Annotated in this window: 15 protein-coding genes; all 15 read right to left on the reverse strand. The window is 48.1% G+C overall.

Annotated features, from left to right (window positions below):
* Positions 1–222 precede the first annotated feature (222 nt).
* The 15 genes from serB to galE all read right to left on the reverse strand — a co-directional run bounded on the left by serB (position 223) and on the right by galE (position 16,743).
* A complete protein-coding gene (serB, locus tag ACN0R8_RS03635; protein WP_417595192.1) occupies positions 223–1,434 on the reverse strand; it encodes a phosphoserine phosphatase SerB in 1,212 nt (403 codons plus the stop codon).
* A gap of 127 nt (positions 1,435–1,561) precedes the next feature.
* Positions 1,562–2,383, reverse strand: coding sequence for a mechanosensitive ion channel family protein (locus ACN0R8_RS03640; RefSeq protein ID WP_417595194.1), 822 nt, complete (start codon positions 2,381–2,383; stop codon positions 1,562–1,564).
* A gap of 15 nt (positions 2,384–2,398) precedes the next feature.
* Positions 2,399–3,829 carry a bifunctional D-glycero-beta-D-manno-heptose-7-phosphate kinase/D-glycero-beta-D-manno-heptose 1-phosphate adenylyltransferase HldE gene (gene hldE / locus ACN0R8_RS03645; protein WP_417595196.1) on the reverse strand — a complete coding sequence of 477 codons (1,431 nt, stop codon included), beginning with the start codon at positions 3,827–3,829 and terminating at the stop codon, positions 2,399–2,401.
* A gap of 60 nt (positions 3,830–3,889) precedes the next feature.
* Positions 3,890–4,624: a glycosyltransferase family 25 protein gene (locus ACN0R8_RS03650; RefSeq protein ID WP_417595198.1), complete on the reverse strand. Its 735-nt coding sequence runs from the start codon at positions 4,622–4,624 to the stop codon at positions 3,890–3,892.
* Positions 4,625–4,628: 4 nt separating this feature from the next.
* Positions 4,629–5,609, reverse strand: a complete 981-nt coding sequence (locus ACN0R8_RS03655; RefSeq protein ID WP_417595200.1) for a glycosyltransferase — start codon at positions 5,607–5,609, stop codon at positions 4,629–4,631.
* Positions 5,609–6,541, reverse strand: a complete 933-nt coding sequence (locus tag ACN0R8_RS03660; RefSeq protein WP_417595202.1) for a glycosyl transferase family 90 — start codon at positions 6,539–6,541, stop codon at positions 5,609–5,611. Before ACN0R8_RS03660 ends, ACN0R8_RS03655 begins: the two co-directional genes overlap by 1 nt.
* A gap of 11 nt (positions 6,542–6,552) precedes the next feature.
* Entirely contained in the window at positions 6,553–7,737 is a 1,185-nt protein-coding gene (locus tag ACN0R8_RS03665; RefSeq protein ID WP_417595204.1) for a nucleotide sugar dehydrogenase, read from the reverse strand.
* 44 nt (positions 7,738–7,781) lie between these two features.
* A complete protein-coding gene (locus ACN0R8_RS03670) occupies positions 7,782–8,417 on the reverse strand; it encodes a hypothetical protein (protein ID WP_417595206.1) in 636 nt (211 codons plus the stop codon).
* Positions 8,418–8,665: 248 nt separating this feature from the next.
* Entirely contained in the window at positions 8,666–9,994 is a 1,329-nt protein-coding gene (traF, locus tag ACN0R8_RS03675) for a conjugal transfer protein TraF (protein WP_417595208.1), read from the reverse strand.
* A 159-nt stretch (positions 9,995–10,153) separates the two neighbouring features.
* Complete coding sequence (locus tag ACN0R8_RS03680; RefSeq protein ID WP_417596362.1) at positions 10,154–11,731, reverse strand: phosphoglucomutase; 1,578 nt, start codon at positions 11,729–11,731, stop codon at positions 10,154–10,156.
* A 46-nt stretch (positions 11,732–11,777) separates the two neighbouring features.
* Complete coding sequence (locus ACN0R8_RS03685) at positions 11,778–13,112, reverse strand: UDP binding domain-containing protein (RefSeq protein WP_417595210.1); 1,335 nt, start codon at positions 13,110–13,112, stop codon at positions 11,778–11,780.
* Between the two features lie 69 nt (positions 13,113–13,181).
* Positions 13,182–13,895 (reverse strand): LicD family protein, encoded by a 714-nt coding sequence (locus tag ACN0R8_RS03690; protein WP_417595212.1) that lies wholly within the window; start codon positions 13,893–13,895, stop codon positions 13,182–13,184.
* Positions 13,896–13,926: 31 nt separating this feature from the next.
* A complete protein-coding gene (locus tag ACN0R8_RS03695) occupies positions 13,927–15,231 on the reverse strand; it encodes an O-antigen ligase family protein (protein ID WP_417595214.1) in 1,305 nt (434 codons plus the stop codon).
* A 15-nt stretch (positions 15,232–15,246) separates the two neighbouring features.
* Entirely contained in the window at positions 15,247–15,639 is a 393-nt protein-coding gene (tagD, locus tag ACN0R8_RS03700) for a glycerol-3-phosphate cytidylyltransferase (protein ID WP_417595216.1), read from the reverse strand.
* Between the two features lie 78 nt (positions 15,640–15,717).
* The gene (gene galE, locus ACN0R8_RS03705) at positions 15,718–16,743 is read right to left on the reverse strand and encodes a UDP-glucose 4-epimerase GalE (RefSeq protein WP_417595218.1); all 1,026 of its coding nucleotides are present in this window, start codon (positions 16,741–16,743) and stop codon (positions 15,718–15,720) included.
* Positions 16,744–16,750: the final 7 nt, after the last annotated feature.

Consider the following 16,750-nt stretch of genomic DNA (forward strand, 5'->3'; position numbering starts at 1 on the left):
TAACCGTTGCCTGAAGACTTGCTCCGTGACAACGAGGGCGAATTATACGCACAAAACGGAGCAGCACAACCCCTAAAATGAGAAAAAGACAAAATAAGTGAAAATAGTGTGAACTATAAGCAAAGATGACCCGCCATACAGTATTCGGACCGAGACTCTGAAAACAAAAGAAAAGCCCGGCACCTTACGAATGACGGGCTTTCAGACATACATGCACTCAAATCAGTCAAGATCCCGGTCGCTGTAACCGATCAGATAAAGGATCGCATCCAGACCAAGATTAGATAATGAGTGCTTAGCGCTTTCTTTTACAATGGGCTTCGCACGGAATGCGATACCCAGCCCGGCTGTTCCCAGCATAGGCAGGTCATTGGCACCATCCCCCACCGCAATTGTTTGCTCCAGACGCACACCTTCATCCGCGGCGATCTGTTTTAACAGCTCTTTCTTACGCTCTCCATCCACGACGACACCGGTGACATTGCCCGTCACCTTTCCATCCCTGATCTCCAGGGCATTGGCATGAACGTAATCAATACCCAGCTTCTTCTGCAGATATTCACCAAAGTAGGTGAAGCCGCCGGACAAAATTGCAGTGGTGTAACCCAGTGCATTGAGGGTAGAGATCAGTTTCTCTGCCCCTTCAGTAATTTTAAGGTTTTCGGCGATCCCCTGAAGAACACTCTCATCAAGACCTTTCAGTAGTGCAACCCGACGCTTAAAGCTCTCAGTAAAATCGATTTCACCCCGCATTGCACTTTCGGTAATTGCAGAAACCTGCTCACCAACGCCTGCAGCTTTGGCCAGTTCATCAATGACCTCTGCCTCAATCAGCGTTGAGTCCATATCAAAAACCACCAGACGGCGGTTGCGACGGAAAACGTTATCTTCCTGGAAAGAGATATCCACAGCCAGTTCATTAGCCAGGCTCAGAAACTGTTCGCGGATCTTTGCCGGATCGTCAGGATCACCCCGAACAGAGAACTCAACACAGGCACGACTTTGCTCTGAAAGCTGTCGCAGCGGAATACGCCCGGACAAGCGATTAATCCGATCAATATTCAGTTCATTATCAGCCACCACACCGGTAACCCGGGCAATATGCTCCGCCGTTATCTGTCGCGCCAGCAGGGTGACAATAAAGCGGTTTTTACCCTGCCCATCAACCCAGTGGCCATAACTATCTTCCGCCACAGGTGTAAAACGGATATTCACCCCTAACTCATGGGCTTTAAATAAAACATCCCGCAGGACAGGTGAGGATTCAGCTTCCTCAGGTATATGCACCAGCACACCCAGCGATAAGGTGTCATGGATAACAGCCTGACCGATATCCAGAATATTGACACCATAGCCTGCTAGGATATTGGTAATAGAAGAGGTTAACCCCGGCTTATCGACGCCAGAGATATTGATAAGAATGATTTCTTTCATGAAGCTGCCCGTGGGAGTCCTGAAGCTTAAAATGTAGAGCTAAGTATATCAGAGGCTTGTTAAGCGAGATATTTAACCGACAAAAAAGGGCGGCCGAAGCCACCCTTTTAATTTAAATACTGACAATCTATTCAGAGTGCTTATAAAGATGCACATCTCGCTGAGGAAAAGGAATAGAAATTCCCTTCTCATCAAAAGTCAGCTTAATTTTCTCTGTCAGATCAAATTTTGTCGGCCAGTAATCTGCAGAATCAACCCAGACCCGCACCGTAAAGTTTACTGAACTATCAGCCAATTCACTGACCGCAACCATAGGTTCAGGGTCTTTCATACCACGGGGTTCTACCGCAATAATCTCATTCAGTGTTTCTTTTACCAGACGAATATCATCATCATAGCCAACACCCACCAGCAGATCGAGACGACGGGTCGGCTGGGCTGAGTAGTTCGTCAGATTGCCATTAACCAGGGAGGCATTAGGCACCACGATCAGCTTATTATCCGGCGTTATCAACCGGGTATTGAGCATCGCAATACGATCAACGCTACCGGATACACCGGCACCCTCAACGAAATCGCCTTTCTTAAACGGGCGTTGGGATACCAGCAGAATACCTGCGGCCAAATTCTCCATAGAACCTTTAAGAGCAAGACCAACCGCCAAACCGGCAGCACCCAGAGCAGCAATCAACGACGTTGTATCGACACCCAGTTCACTGAGTACCGAAATAAACAGAATAATCAGCAATACGGCATGAGCAATCTGGCCGATAAAACTGGCCGCTGCCTCGTCCATATTCTTTCTTTTCAGCAGAGAAACCAACAGATTCCTGACTCTTTTAGTGACCCACAGGCCGATAACCAGCAGAAGTAAAGCAGGCCAGATCATACCAGCCCACTGTAGCGCAATGTCGGTCCAATCGTTTAGCTGAGCATTTGTTAAATCCATCAGATGATCCTTCTGTTATTTAAGACTAGATTGATGAGCAGCTTCAATAATGCCCGTGGTGGAATACCCGTCCTCAAAGTTAAGCACTTTAACCTCACCGCCTGAAGCAAGGACAGTATCGGCACCCACGATCTCTTCCAGTTGATAATCCCCACCCTTAACCAACACATCAGGGTGAAGCGCATTAATAATGCGCGCCGGAGTATCTTCTCCGAAAGCGACCACCCAATCCACAGAAGCCAGACCGCCCAGTACATGCATGCGGTGCTCAAGGCCATTGATGGGACGGGAAGGCCCTTTCAGGCGGGATACTGATGCATCCGAATTAACAGCTACTATCAGCTTATCACCCAGTTTGCGGGCAGCATTAAGGTAACTGACGTGTCCCGGGTGCAAAATATCAAAACAGCCATTGGTAAAGACAACCTTCTCGCCCCTGTGGCGCGCGGTTGTCAGGGCTTGTATCAGCGTCGTTTCATCAAGTACTTTCTGCTGATCCAGACCAGAATGATTCATCAGCTCAGTATTCAACTCCGCCAAAGACACGGTATCCGTACCTAATTTAGAAACCGCAATACCAGCGGCAATATTCGCTATCTCAACCGACTGTTCCAGACTGAGACCTCCGGCTATACCGGCAGCCAGAGTTGCAATAACCGTATCCCCGGCCCCGGTCACATCAAAAACCGCTTTTGCATTAGCCGCGAAATACACCGGATCTTTATTTACCTGAAAGAGTGTCATCCCTCTTTCACTACGGGTCAGCAGCAAAGCCTCCAGCTCAAGATCACGTAACATCGCTACCGCTTTTTGAACAACCGCTTCTTCACTAACGCAGCGACCCACAACAGCCTCAAACTCCGACATATTGGGTGTCAATAGTGTTGCACCACGATAGCGACTAAAATCTACGCCTTTAGGATCGACTAAAACAGGAATATTTTTTTGACTAAATGACGCAATTAAAGAGCGGACATCAGACAAAGACCCCTTCGCATAATCCGACAGCACCACAACCGAAGCGCCAGCCGCCTTCGCCATAACCTGTCCACTAAGGGCCTCCGCATCAGAAACGCTGAAAAGCTCCTCTTGATCCAGGCGCAGCAGTTGTTGATGGCGGCTCATAATACGCAGTTTTGTAATCGTTGGCTTATCAGAAGACCGGACAAAACTGGCATCAACGCCCCTCTCTCCAAGCAGAGCCGACAGCTCATCACTCTCCGGGTCGCGGCCCACGATACCGGCAACTTCCGCAGGAACTCTCAGCGCCGAAAGGTTCAGCCCCACATTAGCCGCACCGCCAGCCCGACTATCATTGGACTGTACCTTCACAATGGGAACCGGTGCCTCAGGAGAGATACGTTCCGTCGAGCCATACCAGTACTTATCAAGCATTACATCGCCCACAACAAGCACTTTATTCTGATGAGGTTCAAAAAGGTTCATAACAGGATCGACTCGTATCGCAACGTTAAAACAGGTTCGGTAACAGCATGAATCACAAGCTTAATAACCCCGGATTTCATGATAAATATTGGTCAGGATATTCAGGAAAAGGTTTTTAATCTTGAATAGTAGTTTGGTCAGTTTAGACCATGCAGGCGCCTTCCCGGTATGTCGATTACCGATCTCAGAGTTTTCATCTGTCGGATCAACAGGAGCAACAGGGCGGGGAGACAAACCAAACAGAGGCACCCGATGCAGGTTCTGGTGCCGGAGAAAGACATCAACCGGATAAACAAACTCATCACTGCTCTTTAAAAATGCCTTCGCGGCCCGGGGTGAAACAGCATAACAGGTAGTGCGTTGCGGAATTTTCAGAAACTTCACCAGCTCAAAGCCGTCTCGCTCAAAAACCGTCTTCTGCAACCTGGGCCCATTATCTTCCAGGCGGATAAAAGGGTAGCGCGGCATCAGAGACTCAACCTGAGCCAGAACATCGTGTATGCAGTCGCGAAGTATAAAGTCATCCTCAAGCACGATGATAGGCTCATCCAGCTCAACACACTTCTCCCAGGCAAGGTAATGACTGGCGTAACAGCCCCCCTCTCCCGGCTTTGAAGGGCGACCATGGCGTACCAGAAACTTATTGGGTTTGAATTTCTTCAGCAGCGGATGACTACCTTCCTTGCCGTCCACACCATCAATAAACTCAAAAGCAAGATCATGCTCAGCCATCAGCTTGCTAACAGCATCCCTACGATCTGTGGAACGCAACATACTTAATACAAAAATTTTCACCGTACTAGTTCCATTCCAAGAATTGCTTGATATGACCACCCACCATGGCCGGTTCGGTTTCTGCCAGGGTTTTACCTTCCAGAATATGACGGTACAACGTAAGGTAACGCTCCGTCATGACCTCCGCATTAAAATGATCTCTTGCATAAACATGGCAGGCCTCCCGGGAAAAGCGTTCCGTATTCTGCAGTAAAGCGGCCATATCATCAGAGTTGGTAACCAAAGCTCCAAACTCCGGCTTGATTAACTCAGGTAAAGAACCATGGGGACTGCCAAATACAGGACAGCCAAAATACAGGCTTTCAATAATGGCCAGACCAAAGGGCTCATCCCAGCGCACGGGAAAAACCAAACCTTTTGAACGATTCAGCACCACCGCTTTTTCACGATCATTTACCATGCCATGGAAATGAATACACGGACTCAGAGTAAACCGGAACCCCATACGGAAGTTCAGCCGTCGCCCCCCCAGCACCTCAAGTGTCTCCGATCTGGTCTTCAGTACCGAGCGGATTGCGCCTTTAACATTCTTGATACGCCAGGCAGCATTGCCAAGAAAGTGAAAAGTATCTCTTGGGTGATCCAGCTCCGGGGCCGGATACTCAGACCAGTCCAGACCATTATGGACAAAGCTCTCAGAGCCATGTCTTTCGGCATGGCGGCGGGAGACAAATACCGTATTCTTTGGCAACGGGTAACGATTAAAATTGCCATGCTGCGTATATAAAAAAGGTTTGCTGGGCTTAACCTCCAGCTCACCGTTCAGGTGCACAATATCCACATCATCCGGCACCTGATCGTCAATCGGCAAAGATCGATCCAGTGGGATCACATGTGCAAAATCGCAGTGCGAACCTTCCGGAGCCAGAAACACAACTTCATTTCCTTTTTTAACCAGTGTCTTGCCCAACCCCCAGACGACACGATTGATACCACCGTACTCCTTTGGAGGCAGTTCACTGGTCACATGTATTAAGATTTTCATCACGATGCCTGAGTCTGTTGAGAAAGTTTGAAATATTTTTGCAACACCATCAGAAAGATCAGTCGCTCCATTTCCTGCTCCCGGAAACGTTTAACATAGGCGTTAGCATTCGCCACAATCGCCTTAGCTTTCTCCGGGTGCGCAAGAAAATACTTAAGCTTCTCCTCCAGGTCCGAATAGTCCGGCATAACACAGATATAGTGAAAATCCGGTATCAGACGCCCTTCCATAAACCAGGTTTCATAATGCGGCTCCGGCATCACCGCCACGGAATTGGTCGCCATCACCCATTTCAAGTTGGATGCAACATCATAACCTTCGAGACTGACAATAAATTTGTATCGCATCTGCTCCTGAGGGGAGAGAAAAGGCTTGTAGCTAGCACTTCCCTTGCTCTCTTCTTCAACAGAACCGACATCACACATCGGATGATCAGAGAATTTATCCAGGAATAATTTTCTGTGGGGCTGTGGTGCATTGCCTCGCCAGACCGCTAAATCCTGCTTTTCTTCATATGAGTAAGGGTCATCAAAAAAACGGAAATGCCGGTGACTGTTAATCTTCAGCAGTACCGAGTTTTGATTGTCATCACCGATCGGCCTGCTCTTAACAAAGCACGGCTTATCAGGCACATGGGTAATATCACCAAAAAGGTAGCTAAAGCCTAAATGCCGATCAAAATTAGCCAAATGCCGCTTCATATCGTAGTAGTAAGCACTACCCTTACCGCGCTTAAACGTGCCAATCTCAGCGTCAAAATCGGAATGAAAAGGAGCATCTATTTTTATATAGTAATTCACCCGGTCCATCACATACTGCTTCTCCTTTTCAGAGAGACGGGCAAACTCCTGTTCAAGGTTGACAGGGAATTTTGACCGGAACCAGGACTCCCAGATCGCGCTCAGGAAAAAAAACACCTTAGGTCTTTTCATATGACTCTCTATTAATCCTTACCGAAAATATCACGACTAAATACCCGCGAACTGACATCTTCAAGTTCATCAGAGATACGATTAGCCAAAATAACAGAAGACCTTTTTTTAAAGCGGTTCAGGTTATTATCAACGTCTACACCCATAAAATGACCATCGCTGATAGTAGGCTCATAAATCACCAACTCACAACCCGCATCAATAAGGTGTTTGATAACATCAATAATAGCGGACGCTCTGAAATTGTCTGAGCCAGACTTCATAACCAGGCGATAGATGCCAACAACACCGTCAGAGCGTTCAATCAGAAGATTACTGATAAATCTCTTCCGCGTTTCATTGGCATCAACAATTGCCTTAATAAGGTTACTGGGTACCGAATCATAGTTCGCCAGCAATTGTTTAGTATCTTTAGGCAGGCAGTAGCCGCCATACCCAAATGAAGGATTATTGTAATGAGCACCGATTCTGGGATCTAAACCAACACCCTGGATGATCTGCCGGGAGTCCAACTGGTTTACCGCTGCATAGGTGTCCAGCTCATTAAAATAGGCAACGCGCATGGCAAGATAAGTATTCGAAAATAACTTGATAGCTTCAGCTTCTGTGGAGCCTGTATATAAAGTTTCCACATCCGGTTTATCAGAACAAGTACGTAATATGTCGGCAAACTGGTGAGCCCGCTCCGTATCGGCACCAACAATAATCCGTGACGGATACAAATTATCATACAGAGCCCGACCCTCGCGCAGAAACTCAGGAGAAAAGTAGAGATGCGGGTACGCCAGATTGCTTCTGAGTTCCTCCGTAAAACCAACCGGGACTGTTGACTTGATAATAATCGTTGCCTGACCTGCCTCAGAGTTTCCCGACATCAGTGTCGCAATCTGGCGACAGACAGACTCCACAGTAGAGGTATCAAAGTAGTTTGTTTCAGGATCATAATCTGTTGGCGTGGCAACAATCACAAAATGTGCACCTTCAATCGCTGAAGACAGATCTGTCGTTGCAGAGAAACTCAGATGCTTATTGCGGAGAAAATCTGCAACCTCTGCATCATCAATCGGGGACACGCCTCTATTCAGCCCTGACACCTTGTCTTTATCTATGTCAACGGCAACAACATCGCAGCGCTGAGCCAAAAGCAATGCATTTGAAAGTCCGACATAGCCTGTTCCAACAACTGCTACTTTCATTAACAATCTCTTTTAAATAAAAAGGTAATAAAGGTAATAACGCGTTAAATATCTTTTTTGAAAAAAAGACGGTAAAAAACCATTACAGACCCGATAAAAATAATGGAATAACCGTACAACTCAATACTTTCCTGAATCGCTGATTTAAACAGGTACAAATACCGGTCCTGCATAATCGGCTCCCAGATTTTTGACGAACCGAAAATACGGCTGAAAAACAGCACTAACAGAACACCAAAAGCGGTGAACACCCCACCGGGAATTTCGAGAAAAGTGTAAAGACTCTGCCGGGTTTTCTGCCAGCCTTTTACCCCGATATAAATACCTGTCAGAGCAACAACAATCGCCGGATATTTCCAGAAACCATGCACGATGGCATCCAGAAACATATCCAGTTCACGGATAAATAACACACCATAAAAAGCGGTCACCAGAGCAAAGAAAGGCTCTTTACCGCGGGACTTGATGTACAACACCAGATAGCAGAGCAGACTGATGAATAAGAAGATTTCCTGCAAAATCTCAGTCACAGATGTTTCATCAACACTTTGATTGAGCACAACGGCATCAATATAGAGCACCCCAGGTGCCACCAACATAAAGAGGCCCAGAAATAGATAAAACCCTAACCGCCTTAGCAGAGCAGCTCCGGTTACCGTTGCGGGTGTATCTTTCAGCATGTCATTGTCTTCCTTTAATATGAAATCACGGCCAGCTCTCTAACCGGCACCTCTTTACCAAAGATCTGCACCCAACTCCATTCCTGTTTCCCACCACTGCAAAGATAACATCAGGTGCAGGGGAATATCAGGTGCAGGCCGATTTTACGCTTTCCCGGCTGAAATTCAGAGAGGTTGCCAGCAATAAAATAAAAGCCCCGGAGTGAAAATCACCCAAGGGCTTTTGCCGAACCGCTATTATCAGGGTTTCAGAAAGATTCTTCAAAGCTCAGTTGCAAGCCCAAGCGGCGAGGAATACTGTCACCGTCAACTTCAGCCGTATCCAAACCGTAGGTCAGGTCAAAATTAGCAACGCCCCGGAACAACCCCATACCAAAGTTAACGGCTGACAACTCTTCACCGCTAAGGTTTTTCTCATAACCCAAACGCACTGTCGGCACGACAGCACTGGAGGGAAAATAAACGCCGGAGACATGCAGCATCTGCACCTCATCACCCACCAGATCGTCAACCTTATTCAGGTCAGCGCTGGCAGCCAGCATCAATGAGCGCTCTTTCAGAAAAACAGCACCATCCACTGTACCTTGGGTTTCCAGGGTTACGCCACCATCCAGAGAGATCTCACTGCTGAACGCCTGAGCATCAGCACTGTCCTGCAGGGAACCATATTTCAGCTCCGGGCTATTGATGTTTTTCACCGCAAAGCCCAACTGATAGTTTTCAGCCAACCAAACAGCCCCCAGATCAACACCCAGGGCAGAGCTGTCCCTGGAGTTATCATCTAATCCATCGGAGATCAGGTCACCCACATCCTCATCGTCATCACGATCCACAGCTGCCACTTCCTGACTCAGAGATGCAGAATACAGATTTGCTTTTGCCCCAAGAATTAACTGTCCGGAAAGATCCCCGATAGCGTTCAGGTCGGACACAGGCTGGCTATAACCCAAACCAAGCTGGAACAAAGCACCACCCCGCACAAAAACAGCGGAGTCTGTCTTCAGATCATAGTCGCTCAGATCCCCGGTGCCCACCTTCTGCAAAGGTGCATCGAGAAAGCTCACCGCCGATATCGCAGACACAGACGCATCCACACTGATCACACCCGGCAGATCACCCACCTGAAAAACAGCAGGCAATCCGGGAACAGCGGCAGAAAAAGCCGTTTTAATACGACCGCTGTCACCAAAATTCTTCAGCACAGAGCTGAAGTCATCCAGAATCACATCCGCCGCCGCATCTGCCTCAGCAATAGACGTGTACCGCCCTGCCATCAGATCATCATCAAAATCATCAAGGGCATCCATAAAGCGGTCAACCTCATCCTGAAAGTTGTCCGCCTCACCAAACTCAAGACTACCACCGATCTGCGACAGATAACCCAGCCGTACCGACTCCTCTTCTGTATCCAGCACCAGATACCCAGCCGCCGGATTATAGAGAACACTATTCACCGTTGTCGGAGAAGCAACCTGCCCTAAAGTCGTTGATGCACCATAGTTTCCCACAACAACGGCGGAAAAAGCCGGGCCGGAAAGCGCCAGAGTTACCGCCGCCGTTAAGATATTTTTTTTCATGAAAGTGTCCTTGTGCTGGAGAAGCCAGTAAGCGTGAGCTACAGAGTGTTACCTTTAAAATAGTACAGATTAAGCATCTTGTGATAAACGGAACCAACGTATAAAAAACACCTTTCCGAGTAAAAGTCGACGCTCAGGCTACAACGCTATAAAAACCGCTCAAAGAACCTGTTCAAGCAGTTGATTCGCTTCCGCAATCAAGTTATTCAGGTGTTGTTCACCTTTAAAACTTTCAGCATAAACCTTACAAAGCGGCTCAGTACCACTTGGCCGGGCCGCAAACCAGCCATTCTCGGTAACCACTTTAATACCACCGATGGCCGCCTGATTACCGGGAGCATTCACCATCACACTCTGAATCGCCTCACCGGCAAGCTGAGTCGACCGAACACTTTGTGCATTAAGATGCTTGAAACCTGCCTTCTGCTCCGGAGTTAAAGGCGTATCAACCCGGCGGTAAACCGGATTGCCATGGCGCTCCGTCAGCCCCTGATAATACTCAGAGGGAGACTTTCCGGTCACCGCCATGATTTCTGCCGCCAGTAAGCACAAGGCGATACCATCTTTATCTGTTGACCAGGGTTCACCGCTTTGGGTTAACAGGGTTGCGCCAGCACTCTCTTCACCACCAAAGGCCAGCCAACCCTGCTGCAAACCGTCGACAAACCATTTAAGACCAACCGGGGTTTCATACAACACCCGGTTATGGCTTGCCACCACACGGTCAATCATTGAAGAGGAAACCAGTGTCTTGCCGATCTTCAGAGACAGGGACCACTGAGGGCGATGGGTCAGCAGATAATCGATACAGACCGCCAGAAAGTGATTCGGGCTCATCAGTCCCTGCTGATCAACAATACCGTGGCGATCCGCATCCGGGTCATTACCAAAGGCCAGGTCAAAGCGCTCTTTAATAGCCAGCAGATTTTCCATGGCAAACGGACTGGAGCAATCCATACGGATTTTGCCATCATGATCCGGTGGCATAAACGCAAAACTGCCATCAAGCGTATCGTTGACCACCTCTATGGGAATCCCGGTTTTTTCCGTCAACGCCTGCCAGATGGGTAAACCTGCGCCACCTAAAGGATCAACCCCCAGTTTAAGACCCGCCTCCCGGATCGCCGCCAGATCAACGACCTGTTCAAGGTCTGCCAGATATTGGCCGGTATAATCAAAAGACTCAGCCGACTCAAGCGCAGCCCCCAGAGAAACACGCTTCACACCCTCAAGACCCACAGCCAGATAGTGATTGGCCCGAGCCTGAATCCAGTCCGTGGCATCAGTACCTGCCGGGCCACCGTGGGCCGGGTTATACTTTATCCCCCCGTCTTCTGGCGGGTTATGGGATGGCGTAATCACCAAACCATCGCTCAATTGATCAGGGGCGTTCCGGTTATGCACAAGAATCGCATGACTAACAACCGGAGTCGCGGTTACACCTAACGCACCCGCATCAATACGCACATCCAACCCGTTCGCCACCAGTACACTTAATGCAGAGTTCCACGCCACTTCCGAAAGCGCATGGGTATCACGCCCCAGATGCAAAGGCCCCGTATACCCCTGCAACGTCCGGTAATCTGAAACCGCCTGAGCGATAGCCAGTACGTGATATTCATTAAATGAGGTTTTAAGCGATGATCCCCGGTGCCCGGAAGTACCAAAGCAAACCTGCTGCTGAGGGTTACCGGCGTCCGGTATCCGCTCAAAATAATCCTGTAACAATGCCGTCAACATATCGGAACCCTATAATGTAATGTATCTCGCAGCCCGCCACTTATTACAGCGCCAGCCCCCGACCAATCGCGGAATAAACCAGGCCCGCCTGAGCCGCTAACCGGGGAGAATAAATATTGCGGCCATCCAGCAGCAGAGGCGTATTCATCCTCGATGCAATTCTGGCAAGATCCTGATTCCAGAACAGCTTCCACTCCGTAATCAGCATAACGGCATCGGTTTCTTCAGCCGCCTGCTCCGGGCTGTCACAGTAGATCACCTGATCAGCTCTGCTGGCCTGCCCTGTCAAATCAGTCTGACGCTCAAGCCAGGCCTTCAGCGACCCCATCGCCATAGGATCATAAACCCTGACGGTTACCCCATGACTAAGCAAAGCCTGTAGCAACACTAAAGAAGGGCTCCCGGCAATACTGCTGGTGTTCGGTTTAAAAGCACAGCCCCAAAACGCCACCGACCGTCCCTTAATATCGGCATTGAAATAACGCCAGAACTTCTGAAACAGCAGGTCTTTCTGCTGCTCATTAATCTGCTGCACACTACTCAGCAAGCCCTGATCAATCCCCTGGCTATGCTCTGTCGCCTGTAGTTCCTGACCGAGAAAGTTCAGAGTATCGGTAAACGCCTCACCTCCGAAGCCACAGCCCGGATAAAGATACTGATGGCCAATACGGGGATCGGCCCCCAGCCCCAGGCGAACGGACTCAATATCAACTCCCTGGCGGGCCGCCAGATCCGCCAGTTCATTCATAAAGCTGATCCGGGTTGCCAACATGCCATTGATACCAATTTTAGTCAGCTCCGCTTCCTTAGCCGTCATCACCATCGCCGCATCTTTACTGCGGTTAAACGGCGACATCAGCTCACGAACCAAGCCAATACCCGCAGCTCCCTCACAGGCACCAATCAACAAGCGGCCAGAACGGGTAAAACTCTCCAGAGCGCGGCCTGCCTCAATAAAAGAGGGCCAGTACAAGCACTCCACCCGCTTATCGCCGACGGCCTCAACCAGCAAGTCCTGCAACGTATCCGTAGTGCCCACCGCCACAGGCTGCACCAACGCATAAACAGAGTGACTGCCCGCAGGCACCTGCCCGGCAAAATCCTGCAGCACAGGAAAGCGCTGCTCAGAGGTCAGGTTTGTTCGCGCATCAATCAGCAGATGATAAACCCGATCAAACACATTATCCGGCCCCGGAATCAGTAACAGCCGCTCCTGCCGATGCTGCTCCAGCAACATATGCAGCAGATCCAGCTCCGCAATTTCACCGGACTCATCCGGCAGCCTTTTCGCCGACATCACCACCTGACAACCCGTGGAAGATAGCGCACCAGCCATCGTCCAGGCCGCCAGACTATCCCCTAAAATTCGTATGTTCATTCACTACCCTGCAACTACTGTATTAAGCTTTAAACCGACGGGGAATGTTATATCAGAAGCGCACCTGAATCAGGTCGAGTGGTTTACCCTGTCTTTTTCATCCGGTAACTGCATATAGTCGCCGTACTTATGGCTCAAATATTCTTCTACCTTGTTAGGAACAGGAATATCCATCCCCTCAAAGCGGATCTGCCTTAACGGGAATAGCTGATCCTCCGTCAGAACATCATTGAGCATCGCATAGCCCCAGGTTCCCGTACCTCGGCCGGAAAGCGCTCTGGATGCGGCATCAAGCTCAGCAAACAGTGTATCCGACGATTTAAACCGATTCATAAGTTTATATAAGGAGAACTTTATAGTATCAAAATAGCTACCATGCTTTTTGAAGACAGATTTTTTAAAATTTCTTCTTATTTTATTCAGCTTTTTTTTCTTTAACTTCCAGTTTTCAAGTTCATCCCAAGGGAAAACATCAATAAAAATATAGCGGCCAATATCATATTTTAATAAATCAATATCAAAAAAAGGCACATCTTTATTTAACACTTTACTAAAATAGATCGGGTAATTTTTCTCACTAGCATGATTCATTATTGAAAAACTATCAGGAAGCCTATGTTCCAGCTGCAGAAACTTCTCATAATCCTCGCGCAGCATCGCAATATCGATATCATCATCCCAAGGAATAAAGCCCGAGTGCCTGACTGCACCCAAGGCCGTACCACCCACAGCAAAATAAGAGATACCTTCTTCCTTAAAAATTCTATCCAGCTCTTTCAGCATCGCTAATTGATACAGCTGTATCTCACGAATATTACTCAACATCTGTCATCATCCAATTCTGAAAAGATTGATACTTAAAAACAAAGCCTAAATAACCTGAAAGAATAACATTCCACAAGAGCAATGATTCGTCAAAATACAAAACAGACATAAACAAACCATTAACAACATAAAAAACCATAAATAATATATAAAAAATCAAAAAATCCAGAGGCATCTGCCTTGCCAGAAATAACCGGAAAACTTCTCGGGTCAGCCAAAAAATCAAAGCAACGAATAACAAAACACCAGGCAAGCCATAAGCCAGGAACAGCTCAAGCAGATCATTGTGCACCGTGACAAAGTGCCTATCGCCAAAGAAGTTTCCAGCTTTTTCATGCAGGTAATGATTGCCGCCTTCGCCCCATCCGACCCAGAAGCGATCCAGTCCCATATTCCAGGCATCCACCCAAAAATGAATTCTTAAACCGAAGCTGTTTTTTGGTATCGCGGCCAAATCCCCATTGATCAGAGACTGAATAACACCCGATTCATCCAGGATTTTCCGGGCGATGGAATCAAAGTAACCCAGCCTGAAAAGCACAACCGACAGCACAACCAAAAGAGAGACAGACAGAGTAAAAAGCCAAAAAATCCGGACAAAAGATCCACCGCGTTGGTAGGCAAAAAAAAGTAACGTGGAAAGACCCAGGACAACCAGAACAGCCAGCGCCAGATAGATCGCCCGGGTTTGAGAGGCCCAGACAGCAAACAAAAGCACCAGCATAAGAAAGCCCCAAAGCAAAAACCGCCAACTTAACAGCCTGGAGCCTATTATCCGCCGGGAAAAAACAAGTGCCCCGATCAGGGCGACCGCATAGATCATCCCCATCGTAATCGGATGACGGCCAAAGCCTGTGCGCTGCCCCATAAGGGCATCTTTAACATCGTCTAACCCGTTTCCCGCCAGCCAGGGCATCAGAAGCGCAGATAAGCCAAGCGCACCCCACAGTAAAAAGGTTTTGGGCACACTGCCTGCCAGAATCAGTGCGATGGGAATAAAAAGAAACTTATTTGCCAGACTCTCCACTCTGGGAGAGCTATCAGCGATCTCAGGTTGCTGAATCAGCATAAAGGCCCAACTGCTCATGGCAATCAGGATGGCAAACGCCAGAAAATAAAATGGAGGTTTTTTTATTGAGAAATGTCGGTCTTTTAAGACCAGAAATATCAGGAAAAGAACGGAAATTCCGAAAACCAACTCGGCAACAGCCTCAAAGGCAAGGGCAAAAAAAGCATAAAACACGGTAGCTAACAGCAGTAGATCTGTACGCTTAAACCTAAAATAAAAGTCCATGAATTATCCTGGGATTCAATGATTCTTCAGGTTAACTTTTATATCTGTGGTAGACACTTCAGGTGTTCGTTCCAGATAAACCACATCACATTGACTCTTAAGAAAATCAAATTTTCCTTTCCAGTCATCGCCTATCACAAAAGCATCTATTTTATAGAGTGAAATATCTGTATTTTTCTGCTCCCAGCTTTCCTCAGGAATCACCAGGTCAACATAGCGTATCGCTTCCAACAAGATTTTTCTTTTCTCGTAGTCAAAATAGCACTTCTTCTTTTTTGACAACTCATTGAACTCATCCGTACTGAGGGCAACAATAAGGTAGTCCCCTTCCTGACGAGCCCGGCGCAAAAGATTAATATGACCATAATGTAAAAGATCAAAGGTTCCATACGTTATCACACGCCGCATGCTGACTCCAAAACACCCCATAAACGGGTTAAAAATTAATATCCGGTACGCTACCGGCATCGTTATAACGACTGCCCATCACAAAAACGACTCATACCCATTGGGGTTTTGAGACTGCCAACGCCAAGTGTCCTCCATCATCTGATCCAAACCTAACGTAGCTCTCCAACCCAGAACTTTTTCTGCTTTAGAGGCATCAGCCCAGAATTCAGGCAGATCACCGGGTCTGCGTGGCGCTATCCGGTAAGGCAAAGAACCGGCAATCGCCCCCTCAAATGCTTGCAGCATATCCAAAACAGAATACGCCTGTCCTGTACCCAAATTAAAAACATCAATGCCTGACTGCTGCAGCCAGTCAATCGCTTTGAGATGGCCATCCGCCAGATCCACCACATGCAGGTAATCACGACGACAGGTTCCATCCGGTGTCGGATAATCATTACCAAAAACAGATAAGTACTCACGCTTACCGGCGGCAACCTGAGCCATATAAGGCATAAGATTGTTCGGAATTCCCCTGGGGTCTTCCCCGATCAGGCCACTGGGATGCGCTCCCACAGGATTAAAGTAACGTAGCACAGCAATTGCCCACTCAGGGTCCGAACGGCAGAGATCCTCTAGCATCTGCTCAACCATCGCCTTACTGGTGCCATAGGGCTGCGTCGTCTTTCCGCGTCCCAGTGCTTCATGATATGGCACCGGTGCCTCTTCACCATAAACCGTGGCCGATGAGCTGAAAACAAGACGTTTTATATTCGCCTGTTGCATCGCCCGGCACAAACTCAGTGTACCGGAGACATTGGTCTCGTAATAATCCAGAGGTTTAACAACGCTCTCACCAACCGCTTTCAATCCGGCGAAATGGATCACACCAGTAATACAATGTTCAGTCAATAACCGGAAAACCAGAGACGTATCCTTTACATCACCCTGAACAAAGGTCAGTGAACGACCACTTAAAGCAGATACCCGATCCAGGGCCGTCTCAGAACCATTACAAAGATTATCCAGCACCACAACATCAAAGCCAGCCTGCAACAGCGCCAGGCAGGTATGAGAACCTATATAGCCCGCACCACCGGTCACCAGTATTTTTTCACTCATGATTATT

It is taken from the genome of Oceanospirillum sp., assembly GCF_048265165.1.
Lineage (GTDB): Bacteria > Pseudomonadota > Gammaproteobacteria > Pseudomonadales > Halomonadaceae > Oceanospirillum.

What these genes read in the sequence shown, in the direction of transcription:
- galE (WP_417595218.1), bottom strand. Translation starts at nt 16,743, where the DNA reads ATGAGTGAAAAAATACTGGTGACCGGTGGTGCGGGCTATATAGGTTCT.
- ACN0R8_RS03695 (WP_417595214.1), bottom strand. Translation starts at nt 15,231, where the DNA reads ATGGACTTTTATTTTAGGTTTAAGCGTACAGATCTACTGCTGTTAGCT.
- hldE (WP_417595196.1), bottom strand. Translation starts at nt 3,829, where the DNA reads ATGAACCTTTTTGAACCTCATCAGAATAAAGTGCTTGTTGTGGGCGAT.
- traF (WP_417595208.1), bottom strand. Translation starts at nt 9,994, where the DNA reads ATGAAAAAAAATATCTTAACGGCGGCGGTAACTCTGGCGCTTTCCGGC.
- ACN0R8_RS03665 (WP_417595204.1), bottom strand. Translation starts at nt 7,737, where the DNA reads ATGAAAGTAGCAGTTGTTGGAACAGGCTATGTCGGACTTTCAAATGCA.
- ACN0R8_RS03685 (WP_417595210.1), bottom strand. Translation starts at nt 13,112, where the DNA reads ATGAACATACGAATTTTAGGGGATAGTCTGGCGGCCTGGACGATGGCT.
- tagD (WP_417595216.1), bottom strand. Translation starts at nt 15,639, where the DNA reads ATGCGGCGTGTGATAACGTATGGAACCTTTGATCTTTTACATTATGGT.
- ACN0R8_RS03690 (WP_417595212.1), bottom strand. Translation starts at nt 13,895, where the DNA reads ATGCTGAAAGAGCTGGATAGAATTTTTAAGGAAGAAGGTATCTCTTAT.
- ACN0R8_RS03655 (WP_417595200.1), bottom strand. Translation starts at nt 5,609, where the DNA reads ATGAAAATCTTAATACATGTGACCAGTGAACTGCCTCCAAAGGAGTAC.
- ACN0R8_RS03670 (WP_417595206.1), bottom strand. Translation starts at nt 8,417, where the DNA reads ATGCTGAAAGATACACCCGCAACGGTAACCGGAGCTGCTCTGCTAAGG.
- ACN0R8_RS03660 (WP_417595202.1), bottom strand. Translation starts at nt 6,541, where the DNA reads ATGAAAAGACCTAAGGTGTTTTTTTTCCTGAGCGCGATCTGGGAGTCC.
- serB (WP_417595192.1), bottom strand. Translation starts at nt 1,434, where the DNA reads ATGAAAGAAATCATTCTTATCAATATCTCTGGCGTCGATAAGCCGGGG.
- ACN0R8_RS03640 (WP_417595194.1), bottom strand. Translation starts at nt 2,383, where the DNA reads ATGGATTTAACAAATGCTCAGCTAAACGATTGGACCGACATTGCGCTA.